Source organism: Streptomyces sp. NPDC093252, from assembly GCF_040683675.1.
Taxonomy (GTDB): Bacteria; Actinomycetota; Actinomycetes; order Streptomycetales; family Streptomycetaceae; genus Streptomyces.
Genome location: NZ_JBFBEM010000010.1, coordinates 226,715 through 245,726, shown reverse-complemented (window position 1 = coordinate 245,726; position 19,012 = coordinate 226,715). Strand labels below are relative to the sequence as shown.

General features: G+C 71.8%; 21 protein-coding genes. 9 read left to right on the top strand and 12 right to left on the bottom strand.

The window, feature by feature from the left end:
* Positions 1–32 precede the first annotated feature (32 nt).
* Positions 33–908 carry an alpha/beta hydrolase gene (locus AB0O01_RS22525; RefSeq protein ID WP_365315828.1) on the top strand — a complete coding sequence of 292 codons (876 nt, stop codon included), beginning with the start codon at positions 33–35 and terminating at the stop codon, positions 906–908.
* Between the two features lie 36 nt (positions 909–944).
* On the opposite strand, the gene AB0O01_RS22520 is transcribed toward AB0O01_RS22525, so the two are convergent.
* On the bottom strand, positions 945–1,850 hold the full coding sequence (locus tag AB0O01_RS22520; RefSeq protein WP_365315976.1) for an NYN domain-containing protein: 906 nt from the start codon (positions 1,848–1,850) through the stop codon (positions 945–947).
* A gap of 171 nt (positions 1,851–2,021) precedes the next feature.
* Between AB0O01_RS22520 and AB0O01_RS22515 the strand changes: the two genes are divergently transcribed.
* Complete coding sequence (locus AB0O01_RS22515; RefSeq protein WP_365315826.1) at positions 2,022–2,174, top strand: hypothetical protein; 153 nt, start codon at positions 2,022–2,024, stop codon at positions 2,172–2,174.
* A 100-nt stretch (positions 2,175–2,274) separates the two neighbouring features.
* Here the strand turns inward: AB0O01_RS22515 and AB0O01_RS22510 are convergent, their stop codons facing one another.
* The 4 genes from AB0O01_RS22510 to AB0O01_RS22495 all read right to left on the bottom strand — a co-directional run bounded on the left by AB0O01_RS22510 (position 2,275) and on the right by AB0O01_RS22495 (position 5,360).
* Positions 2,275–2,880 carry a MarC family protein gene (locus AB0O01_RS22510; RefSeq protein ID WP_365315825.1) on the bottom strand — a complete coding sequence of 202 codons (606 nt, stop codon included), beginning with the start codon at positions 2,878–2,880 and terminating at the stop codon, positions 2,275–2,277.
* Positions 2,881–2,933: 53 nt separating this feature from the next.
* Positions 2,934–3,791, bottom strand: a complete 858-nt coding sequence (locus AB0O01_RS22505; RefSeq protein ID WP_365315974.1) for a PHP domain-containing protein — start codon at positions 3,789–3,791, stop codon at positions 2,934–2,936.
* Positions 3,792–3,974: 183 nt separating this feature from the next.
* The gene (locus AB0O01_RS22500; RefSeq protein WP_365315824.1) at positions 3,975–4,616 is read right to left on the bottom strand and encodes a DUF6758 family protein; all 642 of its coding nucleotides are present in this window, start codon (positions 4,614–4,616) and stop codon (positions 3,975–3,977) included.
* 147 nt (positions 4,617–4,763) lie between these two features.
* Positions 4,764–5,360 carry a suppressor of fused domain protein gene (locus AB0O01_RS22495; RefSeq protein ID WP_365315822.1) on the bottom strand — a complete coding sequence of 199 codons (597 nt, stop codon included), beginning with the start codon at positions 5,358–5,360 and terminating at the stop codon, positions 4,764–4,766.
* Between the two features lie 577 nt (positions 5,361–5,937).
* Here AB0O01_RS22495 and AB0O01_RS22490 point away from each other — a divergent pair.
* Positions 5,938–7,059, top strand: coding sequence for a magnesium and cobalt transport protein CorA (locus AB0O01_RS22490; protein WP_365315821.1), 1,122 nt, complete (start codon positions 5,938–5,940; stop codon positions 7,057–7,059).
* A 24-nt stretch (positions 7,060–7,083) separates the two neighbouring features.
* Complete coding sequence (locus AB0O01_RS22485; protein ID WP_365315819.1) at positions 7,084–7,626, top strand: hypothetical protein; 543 nt, start codon at positions 7,084–7,086, stop codon at positions 7,624–7,626.
* Positions 7,627–7,648: 22 nt separating this feature from the next.
* Here the strand turns inward: AB0O01_RS22485 and AB0O01_RS22480 are convergent, their stop codons facing one another.
* Positions 7,649–8,392, bottom strand: a complete 744-nt coding sequence (locus AB0O01_RS22480) for a hypothetical protein (RefSeq protein WP_365315972.1) — start codon at positions 8,390–8,392, stop codon at positions 7,649–7,651.
* A 317-nt stretch (positions 8,393–8,709) separates the two neighbouring features.
* Between AB0O01_RS22480 and AB0O01_RS22475 the strand changes: the two genes are divergently transcribed.
* The 3 genes from AB0O01_RS22475 to AB0O01_RS22465 are packed head-to-tail and all read left to right on the top strand — an operon-like array spanning position 8,710 to position 11,747.
* Positions 8,710–9,999 carry a CBS domain-containing protein gene (locus AB0O01_RS22475; protein WP_365315818.1) on the top strand — a complete coding sequence of 430 codons (1,290 nt, stop codon included), beginning with the start codon at positions 8,710–8,712 and terminating at the stop codon, positions 9,997–9,999.
* On the top strand, positions 9,989–10,570 hold the full coding sequence (locus AB0O01_RS22470; protein WP_365315817.1) for a DUF1003 domain-containing protein: 582 nt from the start codon (positions 9,989–9,991) through the stop codon (positions 10,568–10,570). Before AB0O01_RS22475 ends, AB0O01_RS22470 begins: the two co-directional genes overlap by 11 nt.
* 43 nt (positions 10,571–10,613) lie before the next feature.
* A complete protein-coding gene (locus AB0O01_RS22465; protein WP_365315815.1) occupies positions 10,614–11,747 on the top strand; it encodes an Mrp/NBP35 family ATP-binding protein in 1,134 nt (377 codons plus the stop codon).
* 134 nt (positions 11,748–11,881) lie between these two features.
* On the opposite strand, the gene AB0O01_RS22460 is transcribed toward AB0O01_RS22465, so the two are convergent.
* The 3 genes from AB0O01_RS22460 to AB0O01_RS22450 all read right to left on the bottom strand — a co-directional run bounded on the left by AB0O01_RS22460 (position 11,882) and on the right by AB0O01_RS22450 (position 15,404).
* On the bottom strand, positions 11,882–12,619 hold the full coding sequence (locus AB0O01_RS22460; RefSeq protein WP_365315814.1) for a hypothetical protein: 738 nt from the start codon (positions 12,617–12,619) through the stop codon (positions 11,882–11,884).
* Positions 12,620–12,772: 153 nt separating this feature from the next.
* Positions 12,773–13,249 carry a sec-independent translocase gene (locus AB0O01_RS22455; RefSeq protein WP_365315813.1) on the bottom strand — a complete coding sequence of 159 codons (477 nt, stop codon included), beginning with the start codon at positions 13,247–13,249 and terminating at the stop codon, positions 12,773–12,775.
* 175 nt (positions 13,250–13,424) lie between these two features.
* Positions 13,425–15,404, bottom strand: a complete 1,980-nt coding sequence (locus tag AB0O01_RS22450) for a trypsin-like peptidase domain-containing protein (RefSeq protein ID WP_365315812.1) — start codon at positions 15,402–15,404, stop codon at positions 13,425–13,427.
* Between AB0O01_RS22450 and AB0O01_RS22445 the strand changes: the two genes are divergently transcribed.
* The gene (locus AB0O01_RS22445; protein ID WP_365315810.1) at positions 15,396–15,650 is read left to right on the top strand and encodes a hypothetical protein; all 255 of its coding nucleotides are present in this window, start codon (positions 15,396–15,398) and stop codon (positions 15,648–15,650) included. The genes AB0O01_RS22450 and AB0O01_RS22445 overlap by 9 nt on opposite strands.
* A 95-nt stretch (positions 15,651–15,745) precedes the next feature.
* On the opposite strand, the gene AB0O01_RS22440 is transcribed toward AB0O01_RS22445, so the two are convergent.
* Together AB0O01_RS22440 and sigE are read right to left on the bottom strand one after the other, a co-directional pair.
* The gene (locus AB0O01_RS22440) at positions 15,746–16,726 is read right to left on the bottom strand and encodes a zf-HC2 domain-containing protein (RefSeq protein WP_365315809.1); all 981 of its coding nucleotides are present in this window, start codon (positions 16,724–16,726) and stop codon (positions 15,746–15,748) included.
* Complete coding sequence (gene sigE / locus AB0O01_RS22435; protein WP_355748255.1) at positions 16,723–17,424, bottom strand: RNA polymerase sigma factor SigE; 702 nt, start codon at positions 17,422–17,424, stop codon at positions 16,723–16,725. The genes AB0O01_RS22440 and sigE overlap by 4 nt, the downstream gene beginning before the upstream one ends.
* A 237-nt stretch (positions 17,425–17,661) precedes the next feature.
* Between sigE and AB0O01_RS22430 the strand changes: the two genes are divergently transcribed.
* Positions 17,662–18,357 (top strand): O-methyltransferase, encoded by a 696-nt coding sequence (locus AB0O01_RS22430; RefSeq protein WP_365315970.1) that lies wholly within the window; start codon positions 17,662–17,664, stop codon positions 18,355–18,357.
* Between the two features lie 166 nt (positions 18,358–18,523).
* Here AB0O01_RS22430 and AB0O01_RS22425 read toward each other — a convergent pair whose 3' ends face one another.
* Entirely contained in the window at positions 18,524–18,691 is a 168-nt protein-coding gene (locus tag AB0O01_RS22425; protein WP_003966491.1) for a DUF3117 domain-containing protein, read from the bottom strand.
* Between the last annotated feature and the right edge of the window lie 321 nt (positions 18,692–19,012).

The window sequence follows — 19,012 nt, the reverse complement described above, 5'->3', positions numbered from 1 at the left end:
CCGCCCCACCCACCCCCCGTTACCCTCACCACGTGAGCCGACCGCCCTCCCTGACCCCGCCACCCGCCGCCCGCGCCCACCCCCTGCGCACCGCTCGCGGTGACTTCGCCGTGGTGGACCATCCGGTCGCCCCCGGTGTCGAGCCCAGGGGGACCGCGCTGCTGCTGCCCGGGTTCACCGGCAGCAAGGAGGACTTCCGGCTGCTGCACGAGCCGCTCGCGGCCCGCGGCTACCGCACGATCGCGGTGGACGGCCGCGGACAGTACGAGTCGGACGGCCCGGAGCACGACGAATCGGCGTACGCGCAACCGGAGTTGGCGGGGGACGTCCTCGCCCAGGCGGCGGCGCTCGCCACCACCCCCCTGCATCTCCTCGGCCACTCCCTCGGCGGTCAGATCGCCCGCGCGGCCGTGCTGCTGGATCCGGCCCCCTTCCGCTCCCTCACCCTGATGTCCTCAGGCCCGGCGCAGATCTCACCGCCCCAGCAGGAGCGGGTCAAGCTGCTGCGGGACGCGCTCGCGGTGATGTCGATGGCCGAGGTGTGGGAGGCGATGGAGTCGATGGGCGCGCCCGAGGACGTGGGGGGCGGGGCGGTCGACACGGACGGCGGCCAGGACCATCTGCGGGTGCGCTGGCTGGGCAACAAACCGGCCCAGTTGATCGCCACCGGCCGTCAGTTGTGCGTCGAGCCGGACCGGGTCGCGGAGCTGGCCGCCCTCGCGCTCCCGTACCACGTGCTGTCCGGTGCCACCGACGGCACCTGGCCGGTACCGCTCCTGGACGCGATGGCCGAACGGCTGCGGGCCCGCCGTACGGTCGTCGCGGACGCGGACCACTCGCCGAACATCGACCGGCCCCTCCCCACGGCCACCGCGATGGCCGACTTCTGGGACACCCTGCCGGAGTGACGGGACACCCTGCCGGGGTGACTCATGGGGGGCCGCTCAGTACAGCGTCCGCAGATGCTCCCAGAACCCGTCGCGCAGGGCCCGGCGCAGATCGGCCTGGCCGCGCAGCGAGTACTGGAGCATGCCCTCCGCCTCCACCAGCAGATCCTGATCGACCGAGCCGGGCAGATAGGGGTGGCCCGGCAGCAGCTCGACCAGCGCCTCGCGCCCGCGTGAGGCCAGCCACTTCGCCGCGATCTGGGCGCCGACGAACCGGACGTCCTCCCGGCCGGGCCGGGTCGCCCCGGCGTTCTCGTAGGCGGCGGCGGTGCGGCGGCTGACGTAGGGCTTGAAGAAGTCGAGGTCGAGGGTGCGCTGGCTGTCGACCTCCCAGAGCAGGGGCTCGGCCTGGTTGCGGCCGTCGGGGGCCTCGATGCCCCAGAGGTGGACCCGGGCGCCGTAGCCCTGGGCGGCCTCCACCGCCGAGACCAGGTCCTCGTCACCGCCGAGCAGGGCCGCGTCGCTGACCGCGCGGTGCCGGGCGAGGGACTCCAGATCGCTGCGGATGAGGGAGTCGACGCCCTTCTGCTGGTTGTTGGCGTTGAGGTTGCCGAGGCGGACCTTGACGTCGGGGAGTTCGGCGATGGACTGCTGCTCGGCGGTGTGGATGCGGCGCCGGGCGCCGTCGTACCAGTAGACGCGGAGCAGTCTGCTGTCGGCGAAGACCTGCCGGGCCTTGTCGATGAGGGCCTCGATCAGTCCCTCGGCGTCGACATCGAAGGCGCGGCGGTCCTCCGTCCCGGCGATCAGGCGTCCGGCGGCGGCGTAGAGATAGCCCGCGTCGACGAAGATCGCATGGGTCGAGGGCGTCTTGGCCACCTCGGCGAGCATGCGCTGCAACAGCTCGTTCGTACGGTCGATGCGGGCGGACAGGGCCGCCAGGTCCTCGTTCATCCATTCCATTGTCCCGGCGGTCACGCTACGAACACAACCGGTCCCGATCAGTCTCCATCCACACTCTTACCCTCACCCCCGCCACCAGGGTCATTAGGCGTTCGAAAATTTTCTTTAGCGTAGGGAATGTTTGCATGGGCCCGGCTGTTGTCCACGAATGGAACACGAAGGGAGAAGCCCATGCGCTTCGAGATCATGCGCCTCGACGACATCGACGGTACGCCCGTGGACACCACCGTCGTGGACGCCGCCTCCGTCAACCGGATCGTTCAGCAGGCCGCTGCCATCGGACAGCGATTGTGGATCCGTCCCGCCGACACCTCGGCCTCGTAACACGGATCACCTCCGACAGGCTTCAGGGCCCCGCACGGCACCCCCGTACGGGGCCCTGTTTCTGTCGTCCTCCATCCCCTACTGGCCTCCATGAGGAGGGCTAGCCCGCCTCGATCACCTGGGTGACCCCGTTGATGATCTGCTGCACGGCGATCGCGGACAGCATCATCCCGGCGAGCCGGGTCACCAGCACCACCCCGCCGTCCTTGATGACCCGGATGATCAGCACCGAGTACCGCATCACCAGCCACAGCACCACATGGATGGCGAGGATCGCCGTCCACACCGCGAGCCGGGCACCGGGCTCGTCGGCGCGCTGCACGGCCAGGATCACCGCCACGATCGCGCCGGGCCCGGCCAGCAGCGGCATCCCCAGCGGCACCAGGGCGACATTGACGTCCTTGGTCTGCCTCGGCTCATCGGTCTTGCCGGTGAGCAGATCGAGCGCGATCAGCAGGAGCAGCAGCCCACCGGCGATCATCAGGGCCGGTACGGAGACATGCAGATAGTTCAGGATCTGATGCCCGAGCACCCCGAAGACGGTGATCACCCCACCGGCGACACAGACCGCCTGAAGGGCCATCCGCCGCTGGGCCGCGGCCTGCCGCCCGGAGGTAAGCCCGAGGAAGATCGGGGTGATCCCGGGGGGATCCATGATGACGAAGAGCGTGAGGAAGAGGGAGCCGAACACGGCGAGATCGAACACGGTGAAGCCTTGGAACCAGAGAGGACGGACGTACGGGAGAGGGCGGCCGGGGTTCAGCGCCCGCCGGTGCCGGGCACGGGGAACGCCCCGGTCGCCCGCCGGACGATCTCCCCGTACACCTCGGGGTCGGTGGTGTTCTCGCCGAGCGCGCAGGTCTTGCGGCTGCCGTGGTAGTCGCTGGACCCGGTGACCAGCAGGCCCAGCTCCCCGGCGAGCCCGCGCAGCCGGGCCCGGGTGTCGGGGTCGTGGTCCATGTGATCGACCTCGATGCCGTCCAGCCCGGCGGCGGCCATCCCGGCGATGGCCGACTCCGGCACCGTACGGCCGCGCTTGCTGGCGCCCGGGTGCGCGAAGACGGTGACCCCACCGGCCGCCTTGACCAGGCGGATCGCCTCGAAGGGGTCGGTCTCGTGCTTGCCCATGTGGGCCCGGCCGCCATCGGCCAGCCAGTCCGGGGTGAAGGCGTCGTCCACGGTCGGTACGACCCCCAGTTCGACCAGCGCGGTCGCGAGGTGCGGCCGTCCGACCGAGCCGTCCCCGGCGATCCGGGCGACCTGCTCCCAGGTGACCGGCACGCCGAGCGCGTTCAGCTTGGCGATCATCCCCTGGGCCCGGGGCACCCGGTCGTCCCGCACCAGCTCCCGCTCGGCGAGCAGCGCGGGCTCCTCGGCGTCGAAGAGATAGGCCAGCATGTGCATGCTGATCCCGTCGATACGGCAGGACAGCTCGGCCCCGGTGATCAGCGTGAGCCCCTCGGGCAGCGCGGCGATCGCCTCGGCATGCCCCCGGGTGGTGTCGTGATCGGTCAGCGCGACGACGTCCAGCGCGGCGGCTGCCGCCTTGCGCACCAGGTCGGAGGGGGTGTCCGTCCCGTCGGACGCGGTGGAGTGGGTGTGCAGATCGATACGCACGAACACGGACTCCCAGCACACCGGACCAAAGACGACGCCCCTAGCGTAACCGGGGCCGGGGGGTGAGCCGTCAGGTCCCCCAGAGGGGGAGGAACCGCGCGACCAGCCCCCACCGAACCCGCACCCGACCACCGCACCCCAGCCCCGCACACCCCACCCCCGCACCCCACCCCACTCCCACCCCTACGGCTCAAGCAACCGCCGCGCCAGCGCCCCGCAGGGCACCAGCTCTATCTCCGCCCCCGCGTCCCGCAGATCCGTCAGCACCAGCTCGTCGTACATCAGCAGCCCCGCCTGCTCCGGCCACACCACCGCCCACAGCCACAGTCCCCGCGCCTCCCCGGCGAACACCGCCCGGTCGGCCGGCGGTCCCGAGACATGCCACAGCGGCGTCGGCCGCCCGGCCGCCAGCACCTTCGTCTCCGGCGGCTTCTCCACGCTGAGGTACGGCCCCGGATCGGGACCGTCGATCCCCGCGTACCGCGCGCCGAGCCCGACGCCGATCTCCTCGGCGACGAGGATCAGCTCACTCGTCCCGCCGAGCGGCCCCGGCCCCGAGCAGGCCACGGCCGTGGCGCGCCCGCCGCTGCGCTCGTCGCCCGCGAGGGCGACACCGGTGAACAGCCAGCCCACGGGCAGCGGCCACGGCATCCAGACCGGCACCTGCGTCTGCCGCACCACGGCCCCGAGCGCGTCCACGCTGGGCGGCAGCACGGGCTGCACGGGATGCACCGCCCCATGGACAGCGCACTGCCAGGAGTCGGCGAAGAGGCCGGGAGCCCTGACCCGGCCACCGCACTTCGGGCAACTGGGTTCGCCCCTCATAGAGCCCCACGGTCCTACCCGGGCACCGTCCCGTCAAGGACGATCACCCGACCGGTCCGCCGCCACCCGCACCACCGGCGCCCCGAAGGCACCAACTGAACGGCCGGACAGGTGAGTTCCGTCACGGCACGCGCAGCGGGCCGGGCCTCAGTCCAGCGGGACCGCGCCGCGCAGCGGGTCGCGCAGATCCGTGCCGTGGGTCAGCCAGCGCTCCTGGAGCGCCCCCGCCCCGTGCACCCGCTTCCACGCGGCCTCGTTCGGCGTCATCGGCAGCAGCGGCAGGAACCGTACGGGGTCGAGGGGCTCGTCCAGTTCCAGGTCCTCGACCAGACCGCCCGGCTCGGCGACCAGGACGGAGGTGAAGGGGGCGCCGGGCCACAGCGGGTCACCGACGTCCAGGGACGCGCCGGGGGCCACGATCACGCCCTCGACCTGCGGGGACGCGGCCAGGACAGCGAGCGGGCGGAGCACCTTGTCGGTGTCGGCGAGTCCGGCCCGTACGGAGATGATCAGCTCGGCGCGGGGGCCCTTGACGGGGTCGGCGAGGGTCGCGGTGGGGTCCGCCATGGGCTGGGCGGACATCCCCAGGGTGGCGTAGCGGACGAGATCCGGGTCGGGTCCGGCGCCCCGGAAGCGGAGCACCTCGACGCGGTCGGTGCCCAGGAAGGTGATGGCCGCGCGGGCGTCCGGCGCACCCAGCGCGGAGCACAACCGGGCCTCGACCAGAGGAAGAACATCAGCCATGCCGGGAGCATAGAACTCGTCAGTACCGGGCGAAGCGGCCCCTTGACACTTCTGTCGGCTGATACTCTTGCCCGGTCGTCGGGCAGCGCGCGGCAAGCGCCGACCCACCGCCCGGCGGACACCGAGCGCGCCCCGGGACTCCCCTCGGGGGCTCTCCCCGCGGGATTCGACTCCCGGCGGGGAATGGATCGTCCCTCACCAGGGACCGGCCGGAGGAGGTGGGGCTGCAATGGACCGAAGTCGATCGTGCAGTACCACCCGCTCTTCCGGCCGCTGAAGTAGCCGCCTTCGCACAGGGCTTCTCGCTCTGGAGCCCTCAAGCTCTCGCCGGCTGCCGCCTCTCGCGTTCTCCTCATCTCGGAAGAGCAGGAAGCACCCGTTTCGTTCTGCGTGATCCGTCTGTACTTCCGCACTTCCGTACGTACTGACTCAGCAGCGAAGCTCACCACCGCAACGGTGCGGTGCTCCCCGCTTTGTGGACGTGCCAAACATCCCGTAGCACGGACGTCCCCATTCCGGGCAGTTCCACCCGTCGCAGTCCCGCGTGAGCGGCTGCTCCGTCGCGAAGGAGCCTGCCATGTCGATGATCCGTGATCTGCGTGCCGCCGTCCGGCCCGGCCGCCCCGCCACCGCCCTGCGCAAGGACGCGGGCGGTTACGACACCACCCGCGACCCCTCGACGCCCTCGGCGGTCGTGGACTGCGCCGTCTACCGCGACGGCGCCCGCGTCGAGACCCCGAGGTCGCCCACCCCGCAGGAGGCCATGCGCCAGGTGCGGCGCTCGGGCGGCTTCGTCTGGATCGGGCTGCACGAGCCCACCGAGGCCGAATTCGCCGGGATCGCCGACGAGTTCGGGCTGCACCCGCTGGCCGTGGAGGACGCGGTGCAGGCGCACCAGCGGCCCAAGCTGGAGCGCTACGACGACTCCCTGTTCACGGTCTTCAAGACCATCCACTACGTGGAGCACGACGAGCTGACCGCCAACAGCGAGATCGTGGAGACCGGCGAGGTGATGTGCTTCACCGGCCGGGACTTCTTCATCACCGTCCGGCACGGCGGCCAGGGCTCGCTGCGGGGCCTGCGCCACCGGCTCCAGGACGACCCCGAGCTGCTGATGAAGGGTCCCTCGGCGGTGCTGCACGCCATCGCCGACCATGTGGTGGACGGCTATATCGCGGTCGCGGACGCGGTGCAGGACGACATCGACGAGGTGGAGACCGAGGTCTTCTCACCGGGCCGCAAGGGCGCGCCGCGCGGTACGGACGCGGGGCGGATCTACCAGCTCAAGCGCGAGGTGCTCCAGTTCAAGCGGGCGGTGTCGCCGCTGCTGCGGCCGATGCAACTGCTCAGCGAGCGGCCGATGCGGCTGATCGACCCGGACATCCAGAAGTACTTCCGGGATGTCGCGGACCATCTGGCACGCGTCCAGGAGCAGGTCATGGGCTTCGACGAGCTGCTCAACTCGATCCTTCAGGCCAATCTCGCGCAGGCGTCGGTGGCACAGAACGAGGACATGCGCAAGATCACCTCCTGGGCGGCCATCATCGCCGTACCGACCATGGTGTGCGGGGTGTACGGGATGAACTTCGATCACATGCCGGAGCTGCGCTGGCAGTACGGGTATCCGATGGTGCTCGGCGTGACCGCGCTGATCTGCTTCGGCATCCACCGCACCCTCAAGCGCAACGGCTGGCTGTAGACGCCGTCTGGATAGGCTGCGCGCATGACTGCTGAGCGCGGGCCGTCCGAGGGCGAGCTGCTCGACCGGGCCCTGATCGAGGAGGCCACCAAGAAGTCGGGCCTGGTCTGGGTCCGGGGCCCGGGAGCGGCGGCCCGCCCGCTGTGGCATGTGTGGCACGAGGGCGCGGTGTACGTCGTCGGCGACGGGCCCGGTGAGCAGCCGCTGCCGGGGCTGTCGGACGGGGGGACGGCCGAGGTGACGGTCCGCAGCAAGGACAAGGGCGGGCGGCTGGTCGTCTGGACGGCGGCGGTCAGCGAACCGGCGCTGGGCTCGGAGGCATGGCGGGCGGCGGTGGCGGAGCTGAAGGGCAAGCGGCTGAACGCGCCCGACGGCGAGGCGATGCCGGCCCGCTGGGAACGGGAGTGCCGGGTGCTGCGGCTGGCCCCGACGGGGGCGACGGCCCCGCTGCCGGACGGCCCGCTGGCCGAGCCCCCGCTGCCGTCCCCGGCGACGACCCGCGAGCCGGTCCCGGCGGGCCTGCCCAGGCTGCTGTTCCGCAGACGCAACAAGCCCCGCAAGTCCTAGGACGCCGGGAGCCCCGCAGGTTTCAGGACGCCGGGAGCTGCTTCCCGTAGTCCACCGTCTCGTCCTCCGCCGGTTCCTCCAGGGGGAAGTCCTTGCCCCAGTCGGAGAAGATCAGGGTGCCCGCGCCGCCCGCGCGGGAGAGGAGCATGGGGTAGGCGGTGCCCTCCAGGGAGACGTCCAGGGTGCCGCCGGCGCCCTTGTCGCCGGTGATGCGGATGGTGCGCAGACCGGCCTGCTCGTGGCGGCCGTCGGTGGACAGGGTGCCGTGCAGGGTCAGCAGCCCGTCCAGCAGTACGGCCTTGTCGGTGAAGCCGGTGAACTTCTCGTAGGAGGGGTCGCCCTCGGGCACCTTCACATACTTGCCGTTGAGCTTCTCGGCCGCCGCGGTGTCGGACTCCTCGCCCTCCGCGCCGCCGGTCCAGAAACCGGCGTCGGCCATCAGATACAGCTCCTCGCCGATCCGCAGAAGCTGGAAGGTGGCCCCCTCGGCGGTGACCGACCCGGTCCCGCCGTCCTTCTTCAGCCGCATGTCCAGCTTGTATGTCCTGCCGCCCGCGGTCACGCTCCCGGCCAGCCGTACCGCCGCCGCCCCGTCGGCCGCCGCGCGGGTCCTGGCCTGGATCCGGTCCGGGGGCAGCTTGCCGACGCCGTTCGTCCCGGCGTCCGGGTCCTCGCCGCCGCACCCGGTCAGCGCGGTCGTCCCGGTCATGACCAGGGCGCAGACCGCACCCACGAGAGCCTTCCGGCGGAAACGGCCCCGGCGCATAACGATCACAGGTGACGCTGCCTTTCTGGCGGGTGTCCTCAGCGGCGTACGGCAGCGTACCGGTGCCCCGGACACCGCTCGGAGCCAGTCCGTCCGGACCCCCCACCTGCGCGGATCCGAGGAGTACGGGCTAGCCTGAAGCCCGATCGATCCCCGCGAATCGGTAGGGATCCGCACAGGTTCGCCGCATTGGATACATTCGGAACACTCGACATATTCGGCATACTCAGCACACTCGGCATCTTCGACGTGAGTGCGGCACAGCGCCCCGGAACGGCCCTGGAGACCGTACCCGCCCCCGGGAAGGAGGCGCGGCCATGGCCGCCGGCGCTCCCCGGATCTTTGTCTCGCACCTCTCCGGCATCGCCTGCTTCGACCCCAATGGCGACCAGGTGGGCCGGGTGCGGGACGTGGTGGTGATGCTGCGCGTCGGGCACCGGCCGCCGCGGGTGCTCGGGCTGGTCGTCGAACTCTCCACCCGCCGCCTCATCTTCCTGCCCATGACCCGGGTCACCGGCATCGACTCCGGCCAGGTCATCACCACCGGGGTGCTCAACGTCCGGCGCTTCGAGCAGCGGCCCACCGAGCGGCTGGTCTTCGGCGAGCTGCTGGACCGGCGCGTCACCCTCACCGAGACCGGCGAGGAGGTCACCGTCCTGGATCTGTCGGTGCGGCAGCTCCCGGCGCGCCGGGACTGGGAGGTGGAGCGGGTCTTCGTCCGCAAGGGCCGTACGAGCCGCGCGGGCGGCTTCCGCCGGGCCCGGGGCGAGACACTGACCGTCGAGTGGTCCGCCGTCACCGGGTTCACCCTGGAGGAGCAGGAGCAGGGCGCCGAGACCCTGCTCGCCACCTTCGAGCAGTTGCGCCCCGCCGACCTCGCCAATGTGCTGCACCACCTCTCCCCCAAGCGCCGCGCGGAGGTCGCCGCCGCCCTGGACGACGACCGGCTCGCCGATGTCCTGGAGGAACTGCCGGAGGACGACCAGATCGAGATCCTCGGCAAGCTGAAGAAGGAGCGCGCCGCGGACGTCCTGGAGGCCATGGACCCCGACGACGCCGCCGACCTGCTCTCGGAGCTGCCCGAGGAGGAGAAGGAACGCCTGCTGAGCCTGATGCAGCCCTCCGACGCGGCCGACGTCCGGCGGCTGATGGCGTACGAGGAGCGCACCGCGGGCGGGCTGATGACCACCGAGCCGATCGTGCTGCGCCCCGACGCCACCGTCGCCGACGCCCTCGCCCGGATCCGCAACCCCGACCTCTCCCCGGCCCTCGCCGCCCAGATCTATGTCTGCCGGGCGCCCGACGAGACCCCCACCGGCAAGTACCTCGGCACGGTCCACTTCCAGCGCCTGCTGCGCGACCCGCCGTACACCCTGGTCAGCTCGATCCTGGACGACGATCTCCAGACCCTGGACCCGGACGCGGCCCTGCCGGTCGTCGCCGGGTTCTTCGCCACGTACGACATGGTCGCGGCGCCGGTGGTGGACGAGGCGGGGTCGCTGCTGGGGGCGGTCACGGTGGACGACGTCCTGGACCACATGCTGCCGGACGACTGGCGGGAGACGGAGTTCCATCTCGGGGAGGGGGCGGTGGGCGATGGCTCCTGAGCGGGACGGCGGCCGGGAGCGCGGCGGGCCCGCCGGGGCGACCGCCACCACCCGGCCACGCGCCCGGCTGGACCTGCCGCTGGCGCGGCGGCGCCGGCTGCTGCCGGAGTGGGACCCGGAGGCGTTCGGGCGGCTCTCGGAGCGGATCGCGCGGTTCCTGGGCACCGGGCGGTTCATCGTCTGGATGACGTTCGTCATCATCGTCTGGGTGCTGTGGAACATCGCGGCGCCGAAGGAGCTGCGCTTCGACGAGTACCCGTTCATCTTCCTGACCCTGATGCTCTCCCTCCAGGCGTCCTACGCGGCCCCCCTGATCCTGCTCGCGCAGAACCGGCAGGCCGACCGCGACCGGGTCAACCTCGAACAGGACCGCAAGCAGAACGAGCGTTCGATCGCCGACACCGAGTATCTGACCCGGGAGATCGCCGCCCTGCGGATCGGCCTGGGCGAGGTCGCCACCCGGGACTGGATCCGCTCCGAGTTGCAGGACATGGTGCGGGAGCTGGAGGGCAACGGCGACCGTGCCGTCCCGGCGGACCGGACCGGGGCACGTGACGCAGACGACCGGTGACGGCCATCCCGGCGGCCCGCCACTGCGCCGTACCATCGTCCCTATGGTTACGGAAGACGCGGTGCGCGAGGCACTGGCGACGGTGAACGACCCCGAGATCAACCGTCCCATCACCGAACTCGGGATGGTCAAATCGGTGGAGATCGGTGCGGACGGAGCGGTCGCGGTCGCCGTGTACCTGACGGTCTCCGGCTGCCCCATGCGGGACACCATCACGCAGCGCGTGACGGACGCGGTCGCGGCGGTGGCGGGCGTCACCCGGGTCGATGTCACCCTCGACGTGATGAGCGACGAGCAGCGCAAGGAGCTGGCGACCGCCCTGCGCGGCGGCCAGACCGAGCGCGAGGTCCCGTTCGCCAAGCCCGGCTCCCTGACCCGGGTCTACGCGGTCGCCTCCGGCAAGGGCGGCGTGGGCAAGTCCTCGGTCACCGTGAACCTGGCGGCGGCGATGGCCGCCGACGGCCTGAAGGTCGGGGTCGTGGACGCCGACATCTACGGTCACAGTGTGCCGCGCATGCTGGGCGCGGACGGCCGTCCCACCCAGGTCGAGAACATGATCATGCCGCCGTCGGCGCACGGCGTGAAGGTGATCTCCATCGGCATGTTCACCCCGGGCAACGCACCGGTCGTCTGGCGCGGCCCGATGCTGCACCGGGCCCTTCAGCAGTTCCTCGCGGATGTCTACTGGGGCGACCTGGACGTCCTGCTGCTGGACCTGCCGCCCGGCACCGGGGACATCGCCATCTCGGTCGCGCAGCTCGTCCCGAACGCCGAGATCCTGGTCGTGACGACCCCGCAGCAGGCGGCGGCGGAGGTCGCCGAGCGCGCGGGCTCCATCGCCGTGCAGACCCATCAGAAGATCGTCGGCGTGGTCGAGAACATGTCGGGTCTGCCGTGTCCGCACTGCGGCGAGATGGTCGACGTCTTCGGCACGGGCGGCGGCCAGGCGGTCGCCGAGGGCCTCACCCGCACCACCGGCACCACGGTCCCGGTCCTGGGCGCCATCCCCATCGACGTCCGCCTGCGCGAGGGCGGCGACGAGGGCAAGCCGGTCGTCCTCTCCGACCCCGACTCCCCCGCGGGCGCCTCCCTGCGCGCCATCGCCGGCAAACTGGGTGGCCGCCAACGGGGCCTGTCGGGCCTGTCCTTGGGAATCACCCCGAGGAACAAGTTCTGAACCGGGGCCGTCCCGGCGGCGCGGGAGGGTCATCCCGGGCCGCGGGGAGGGTCTTTAAGGGGCGCGAGGAACTGCGCGAGAAGCGACCACAACCCGCACCCGCCCCCACACCCCTCCCCCCCACCTTCAAACACTCACCCGTACTCGGCAATGTCCTTGATCACCGCGAACCCCAGCCCATACGCACTCATCCCGCGCCCATACGCCCCCAGATGAACCCCCTCCCCCGTGGACCCGGCCAACACCCACCCGAACTCGGACTCCCGGTAGTGAAACGCCCGCGGCACCCCATCCACCGGCAGGGACAGCGTCGACCACTCCGCCCCCTCCAGATCGTCCGCGAGCACCCACGCCGTATCGGTCTGCTGCTCCAGCCAGTCGTCCCGCAGGGTGTGGTCCATCTGCCCCGGCCAGGTGCATGTCAGCAGCCCCACCCCGGCCAGCCAGGCCGCCGAGGACACGGACGTGGCCTCCAGCAGCCCCGTACCGTCCGCGCTGCGCCGTGACGGGTTCGCGGCGACGGTCACGACCACCGCGAACCGGTCCCGCTCCTCCGCCGCCGTCTCACCGCCCCGCACCGAGGGCTCGTCACCGTGCCCGATGGAACCGTGCTCCACGGCCCCGTCGGCGGCCGTCCCCACCTGCGTCAGCCAGCGGGGCCCGGTGAACGCCTCGTCCAGGCCGTACCAGGGGAAGGGTGCCCGCAGATATCCGTCGATCGTGCGGCGCGCGGAGGGAAGCGGTGTGCCGTCCTCCGCGGCCGGCGCCTGCGCGACGGCTTGACTCGTCGTCTCCATGTGCCCGGACGCCTCCTCGCTCTCGTCGGACCGACGCGGCCCGCCCCCCTTCGGGCGTACTCGTCCGGTCCGCACAACAACTCGGCAGCATATCCACACCTCTGCGGGCAGCAGGGAAAGCGCCGGGCGCACAGGTCGCCCGGACGGCGCGATCCGACCGCGCAGACGGGCGTACGGCGAGAGGTGCGGCTATGACAAGCGTCACACCCGGCCGACGTGGCCGGACGGTCAGGTGGCGTCGGCGTCGAACGGCGGGCGGTCGTCGCGCGGGGCCTCGGGCTTCTTGGCCATGTCGACCCGGCCGCCGGAGTCGGACGAGGCGGAGGAACCGGACGGGGAAGCCGAGGATGACGAGGACGAGGACGACGTCGACGACTCCGACTCGCGGCCGTGCACCGCGTCCGTGACCTCGGCCATCTCCTTCTTCAGGTCGAAGCCGTTGCGGATCTCCTTCAGCCCCAGTTCATCGTTCTCCATGTGCTTGCGGATGAACGTCTTGGGGTTGAGATCCTCGAATTCGAAGTCCTTGAAATCCGGTCCGAGTTCCTGCCGGATGTCGTCCTTGGCGCTCTCCGAGAAGTCCCGGATCTTCCGGATCGTTCGGGTCACATCCTGGATCAGCTTGGGGAGCTTGTCCGGACCGAAGACGAGCACGGCGAGGACGATGAGCGTGACCAGCTCAAGCGGTCCTATGTCATTGAACACCTGAAGCTCCTTGCCATGTCCGGGCCGGATCCACGGTACCCGCCGATGCTGTCCGACCGGTACTGTCCTGTGGCCACCGCATCCGTGTAGGCGACCGCTTTTTCCCGATGTTCGCCCGACGGGCCGCCCGGGGCCCAGGGGACATTCGTCCGGAATTCACCATGGGGACGCCCTGTCAGCTCCCGTCGGAGGAGCCGAGGACCAGCGAGATCGTCCGCTCCTCGCCGTCCCGCAGCAGCTTCAGCTCCAGCTTGTCGCCGGGGCGGTGCGAGCGGGTCTTGACGATCAGCTCCTCGCCGGAGTGGACGCGCTGGCCGTCGATCTCGGTGATCACATCGCCGGGCTCGATACCGGCCAGGTCCCCGGGGCCGCCCTCGGTGACCGGGGAACCGCCGTCGCTGGTCTCGGTGCCGACCCGGGCGCCGTCGCCGGAGTAGCTCATGTCGAGGGTCACACCGATCACGGGATGGGTCGCCCGGCCGGTGTTGATCAGTTCCTCGGCGACGCGTTTGCCCTGGTTGATCGGTATGGCGAAACCGAGCCCTATCGAGCCGGCCTGGCCGCCGTCCAGTTCGGTGCCGCTGCCCGCCGAGCGGATCGCGGAGTTGATGCCGATCACCCGGCCCCGGGAGTCCAGCAGCGGCCCGCCGGAGTTCCCGGGGTTGATCGGGGCGTCCGTCTGGAGGGCGTCGACATAGGAGACGTCCGTGCCGTCGGCCTCGCCGCCGGCCGTGATGGGGCGCTCGGTGGCGCTGATGATTCCGGAGGTGACCGTGCCGGACAGGTCGAAGGGGGCGCCGATGGCCACCACCGGGTCGCCGACCTGCACATTGTCCGAGTTCCCGAGCGGCGCGGGCTGGAGTCCCTTGACGCCGGTCACCTTCACCACCGCAAGGTCGTAGCCGCCGTCGCTGCCGATCACCTCGGCCTTGGCGGTGTCCCCGCTGTGGAAGGTGACGGTGATCTCGCCGTCGTCCCCGGCGGGGTCGACGACATGGTTGTTGGTGAGGATGTGACCGGTGCCGTCCAGCACGAAGCCCGTGCCGGTCCCGGCCTCCTCGCCGCCGGACACATGCAGGGTCACCACGCTGGGCAGCGCGCGGGCCGCGATCCCGGCCACCGTGTCCGGCGCCCGCTCGGCCGACTCCTTCCCGGCCTGCGGCAGCACCACCTGGCCGACTCCGCCGTCGCGCTCCAGATACGTCCCCACGGCCCCGCCGATACCGCCGGAGACCAGCGCCAGCGCCAGCGCCCCGCCGATCAGCGTCCCGCGCGCCCGTCGGCGCCGCTGTCCCTCGCCGGGCACCGCGGCGCCGGTCTGCTGCAAGGGACCCGAGGGCCGGGGCGCCGCCCAGGGGTCGTAGCGGCCCCAGGGGTCGGCGGGGTTGCCGGGGGGCGCGAAGCGGGGGCCGGGGTGTTCCGCGAGCGGCGGTGCGCCGTGGGCGACGCCGGGGGCGGGCGGGCCGGGCACACCGGCGCTCCCCGTCTGCTGCTGCGGCAGGGTCGGCACAACCGCCGTGCCCTGCGCCGGGGTGGGCGTCGGATGCTGCACGGGCGGCGCGAGCGCCCAGGGACCGGGCTCCCCGTAGGGCGGGGTGCTGTACCGATCGGGCGCGTGCAACGGCCCACCCGCCTCACCCGCCTCACCGGCACGAGGGGGCGCCGCGTCGGGGACATCGGGGTGAGCGGCACTGAACCCGGGCGAGCCCTCGGGAAGCCCGGCGCCGGAGACCCTCGCGGAGGCACCGGACCCGGGCGAGCTGTCCGGAATCCCGACATCGGGGACCCCGGCGGGAGCGCCCGACGCAGGCGAGCTGCCCTGAATCCCGGCGCGAGCGGCACCGGACACAGGCGAGCCGCCCGGAATCCCGGCGTCGAAAACCTCGACGGGAGCACCCGGCACAAGCGAGCCTCCCGGACCCCCGGCATCGGAAACCCCATCGGAGACCTCCCCGGAGGCACCGGACCCAGGCGAGCCGCCCGAAACCCCGGCATCGAAGATCTCGGCGGGAGCACCCGACACAGACCAGCCCTCCGAACCCCCCGCACCGCCCCCGGCGCCACCCCCCGCAGCCCCCCAAGGCTCCCCAGCCGCCGCCTCCCCCGCCGGACGCTCCAGCACGAAGTCCCCTTCGCTCGCCCCGGGATGCCTCAACTCGAAGTCGGCCCGGCCGGCGGCACCCTCGGCAACACCGGCACCGGCACCGGCATCGGCGTCAGAAGCGGCACCGGCACCGGCACCCGCACCCGCACCCGCATCAAAAGGGGCACCGACCCCGGGAGCCCCCTCAACGCCGCCCATCGGCTCAGCCGGCTCCCCGTGCCCCGCGGCACCCTGTGCGGACTTCCCCTCGTCCATGCTCTCCCCACGGCTGGCCGCGGCCGACCGCGCAGGCGGTGACCGCGGTACGTCGACTCCGCGCCCGGCAGCCCGCCGGAGGCACGGTCCACCCCGGATTCAACCAGGTTCGCCCGCGGGGCGAGCCCCGCTCCCGGTCAGCGGGCCGGGGTGGTGGGACCCGCCGACGGTGGGGCCGAGGCGCCGGGAACCGAACCGGCGAGCAGCCCTGGAGCGGTGATCTCGGGCACCTCCGACCACGCGGTGAGCGTGAGCGGCGGGGTCGCGGCGAAGGGACGTATCAGCGGGGACATGGCGGCGGCACCGGCCTCCACGGCCGTGGTCAGCGGGTGGGCCGGGGCCGGGCGGCCGGGCGGCAGACCGGGCAGCAGCGGGGCGGACGCCTCGCTGGCGGCCACGGAGGTGTCGAGCGACTGCTGTCCCTGGGCGAGCAGCGGCCCGGCACCCCGACGGCGCTGGCTGTCGGGCGTGGTGGTGGCACCGGTGCCCGGGGAGCGCATCGGCGTCGCGTTGCTGCCGTTGCCGCCCCGGGCGTCGTTGCTGGTGGTGTCGCCCGGCATACCGGTGGTGACCCCGCCCAGCGCGATGGCGGCCAGCGACACCGCTCCGGCGGCAGCGAAGGCGAACCGCCGGCTGCGGGAGGCGGCACCGCGGTCGGTGTCGGGCCGCCGCACCTCATGGATACGGAAGCCGCGCTGCCCGGGGCCCGCGACGGCGGGCAGCAGGGAGGCGGACCGGCGGGCGGCCACCTGGGCGAACTCGAAACGCTCACCGCGCTCGGCGCCGAACGTCCCCGTCGGCGGGCGGTCCGCGAGGCCGTCGAGGAACCCTCTGTCGTCGAGCGGGCCGTCGCCGCCGTCGTCACCGCCGCCCGGCAGCCCCTGGAGGCGGGCCAGGAAGCTGGCGGAGGGCGGGGGCGGGGCGGCCTCGGCGAAGACATTCTTCAATCGGCGCTGGGCGTCGACCTCCGCCTTGCAGCGGACGCAGGTCGCCACATGCGCCAGGACCCGCTCACGCGTGTCATGACTCAGCTCGCCGTCCACCAGGGCGGCGAGTCGGTCTCCCAGATGCTGTTCTGCCAGGCGCTCCTCGGCAGACTTCGGCCGTGAACCACTCACGCGGGCGCGCCCCCTCCTCCCAGTGCGGGAACTCGGGGCACGAACGCGCGGCGCTCGGCGCGCGCCTCGGGCGAACGGTGCGCGAGGGCCTTGCGCAGTTGCGAGCGGCCACGGTGGATCCGCGAGCGGACCGTGCCCAGCTTGACCCCGAGGGTCGCGGCGATCTCCTCGTACGACAGTCCTTCGATGTCGCACAGGACGACCGCGGCGCGGAACTCGGGGGCGAGGGTGTCCAGGGCCTGCTGGACGTCCGCGTCGAAGTGGGCGTCGTTGAAGACCTGCTGCGGGTTGGGCTCGCGGCTGGGCAGCCGCTCCGCCGCGTCCTCGCCGAGGGCGTCGAAGCGGATGCGCTGCTTGCGGCGGACCATGTCGAGGAAGAGGTTGGTGGTGATGCGGTGGAGCCAGCCCTCGAAGGTGCCCGGCGTATAGGTCGACAGGGAGCGGAAGACGCGGACGAAGACCTCCTGGGTGAGGTCCTCGGCGTCGTGCTGGTTGCCGGTGAGACGGTAGGCGAGGCGGTAGACGCGACCGCTGTGCGTGCTGACGATCTCCTCCCAGGTGGGCGGAGTCCACGCCTGCCCGTCCGCGTCGGTGGAAAAGGTCGCGGTCGTGGTCCGGTCAGCGGCGTGACGGTGGTCAGCAGCGGTGTTGTTCACGGATTTCGGCCTGCCCGCCGACCCGAGAAAGCGCCGGAGCACTCCTCCCCGATCCACAGGTCCGGCCGCACCTCCCCTGTCGGCTCTGGTGGTGTCCAGTGGAGCCCCTACCATAACCACCTCGCCCGTTAGCTCCTCATAAGCGGTTTTACAAGAGTTTGATCTGTGCTGATACGGCTCATACGGCTGCGTCAGTACTTGGACTCGGCACCGCTTGTCGTCGTGATCCAACCGTGTCCCCCCGTGTCCGTGCTCACCCTGCTAAACGCCCGGTCCCATCTGCGGGTTCCCGGCACCAACGGATACAGTCACGCCGAGGACCGACGGGGACAGGAGAGGGTCATTACCGGCAACCGGCAGACGAGCTGGGCGTTCGCCGACGCCTATGTCGCCGAGGACGAAGCGCTGCACTGGGCCCGGGACCGCGCCCGTGAGGCAGGGCTGCGCTCGGTGTCGCCCGGCACGGGTGCCGCGCTGCGGCTGCTGGCGGCCTCCGTCGACGCCAAGGCGGTCGCCGAGATCGGCACCGGTACCGGGGTCTCCGGGATCCATCTGCTGCACGGCATGCGCCCCGACGGGGTGCTGACCACCGTCGACCCCGAGCCGGAGCACCAGCAGTTCGCCCGGCAGGCGTTCCGCGCCTCCGGTTTCACCGGAAACCGCGCCCGGTTCATCCCGGGCCGGGCCCTGGACGTACTGCCCCGGCTCGCGGACGCCGGCTACGACCTCGTGTTCTGCGACGGTGACCGGCTGGAGGTCCTCGACTACCTCGCTGAATCGTTGCGGCTGCTGCGCCCCGGTGGCCTGGTGGTCTTCGAGGGCGTCTTCGCCAATGGCCGGACCGTCGACTCCGGGCCCCAGCCGACCGAGGTGCTGCGGCTGCGCGAGCTGCTGCGGTCGGTGCGCGAGAGCCAGGAGCTGGTGACGTCCCTGCTGCCGATGGGCGACGGCCTGCTGTGCGCGGTCAAGCGCTGAGCCGGACACCCGGGCCCTGAGACCGCCAGGCATTCGGGAACGAGAAACCCAGAACGAGAACCCAGAACGAGAGTCCGGAACGAGCAACCGCCCCGGCACCGGGGAGGTGCAGGGGCGGTTGAAGGGGTGTGGGGTCGCTCGCGACCGGACCGCGGTGGGGTCGCGGTCAGCCCACGACCTTCTTGAGGGCGTCGCCGAGCGCGTCGGCCTCGTCCGGGGTCAGCTCGACGACAAGCCGACCGCCGCCTTCGAGCGGAACGCGCATGACGATGCCCCGCCCCTCCTTGGTCACCTCGAGCGGGCCGTCGCCCGTCCGCGGCTTCATGGCCGCCATGCTTGTTCCCCTTCCTGAAACCAGCTCATCGTCAGAGCCGACGGCCCCCTGGGGGGCACCCGCGGCCCTGGGGACACGCGACACCGGCATCGAACACATTGCTTCCCGGCCATTATCCCGCATCGCGCGACCCGATGACCAACATCAGTCGGCATCGCTTGGGCAACGCGCGCGAGCAAAACCACTCAATTCGGCGATCGGAACGCGATACCCCGCTCCCGCACCGACATCCGGCCGCCGGAAACCGGCCTGAATTCTTTGACGCAGGTCACACGTCCGTTCCGGTGCAACGACCGTGATCTCCGCCATGCTGTCCCCAGG

Bases quoted from the DNA above. Each gene is read 5' to 3' on its own strand.
- AB0O01_RS22495 (WP_365315822.1), bottom strand. From the start codon at position 5,360: ATGGCTGATGTTCTTCCTCTGGTCGAGGCCCGGTTGTGCTCCGCGCTG.
- AB0O01_RS22520 (WP_365315976.1), bottom strand. From the start codon at position 1,850: ATGGAATGGATGAACGAGGACCTGGCGGCCCTGTCCGCCCGCATCGAC.
- AB0O01_RS22470 (WP_365315817.1), top strand. From the start codon at position 9,989: ATGGCTCCTGAGCGGGACGGCGGCCGGGAGCGCGGCGGGCCCGCCGGG.
- AB0O01_RS22465 (WP_365315815.1), top strand. From the start codon at position 10,614: ATGGTTACGGAAGACGCGGTGCGCGAGGCACTGGCGACGGTGAACGAC.
- AB0O01_RS22500 (WP_365315824.1), bottom strand. From the start codon at position 4,616: ATGAGGGGCGAACCCAGTTGCCCGAAGTGCGGTGGCCGGGTCAGGGCT.
- AB0O01_RS22485 (WP_365315819.1), top strand. From the start codon at position 7,084: ATGACTGCTGAGCGCGGGCCGTCCGAGGGCGAGCTGCTCGACCGGGCC.
- AB0O01_RS22475 (WP_365315818.1), top strand. From the start codon at position 8,710: ATGGCCGCCGGCGCTCCCCGGATCTTTGTCTCGCACCTCTCCGGCATC.
- AB0O01_RS22425 (WP_003966491.1), bottom strand. From the start codon at position 18,691: ATGGCGGCCATGAAGCCGCGGACGGGCGACGGCCCGCTCGAGGTGACC.
- AB0O01_RS22490 (WP_365315821.1), top strand. From the start codon at position 5,938: ATGTCGATGATCCGTGATCTGCGTGCCGCCGTCCGGCCCGGCCGCCCC.
- AB0O01_RS22445 (WP_365315810.1), top strand. From the start codon at position 15,396: ATGCCTCAACTCGAAGTCGGCCCGGCCGGCGGCACCCTCGGCAACACC.
- AB0O01_RS22515 (WP_365315826.1), top strand. From the start codon at position 2,022: ATGCGCTTCGAGATCATGCGCCTCGACGACATCGACGGTACGCCCGTG.
- AB0O01_RS22480 (WP_365315972.1), bottom strand. From the start codon at position 8,392: ATGCGCCGGGGCCGTTTCCGCCGGAAGGCTCTCGTGGGTGCGGTCTGC.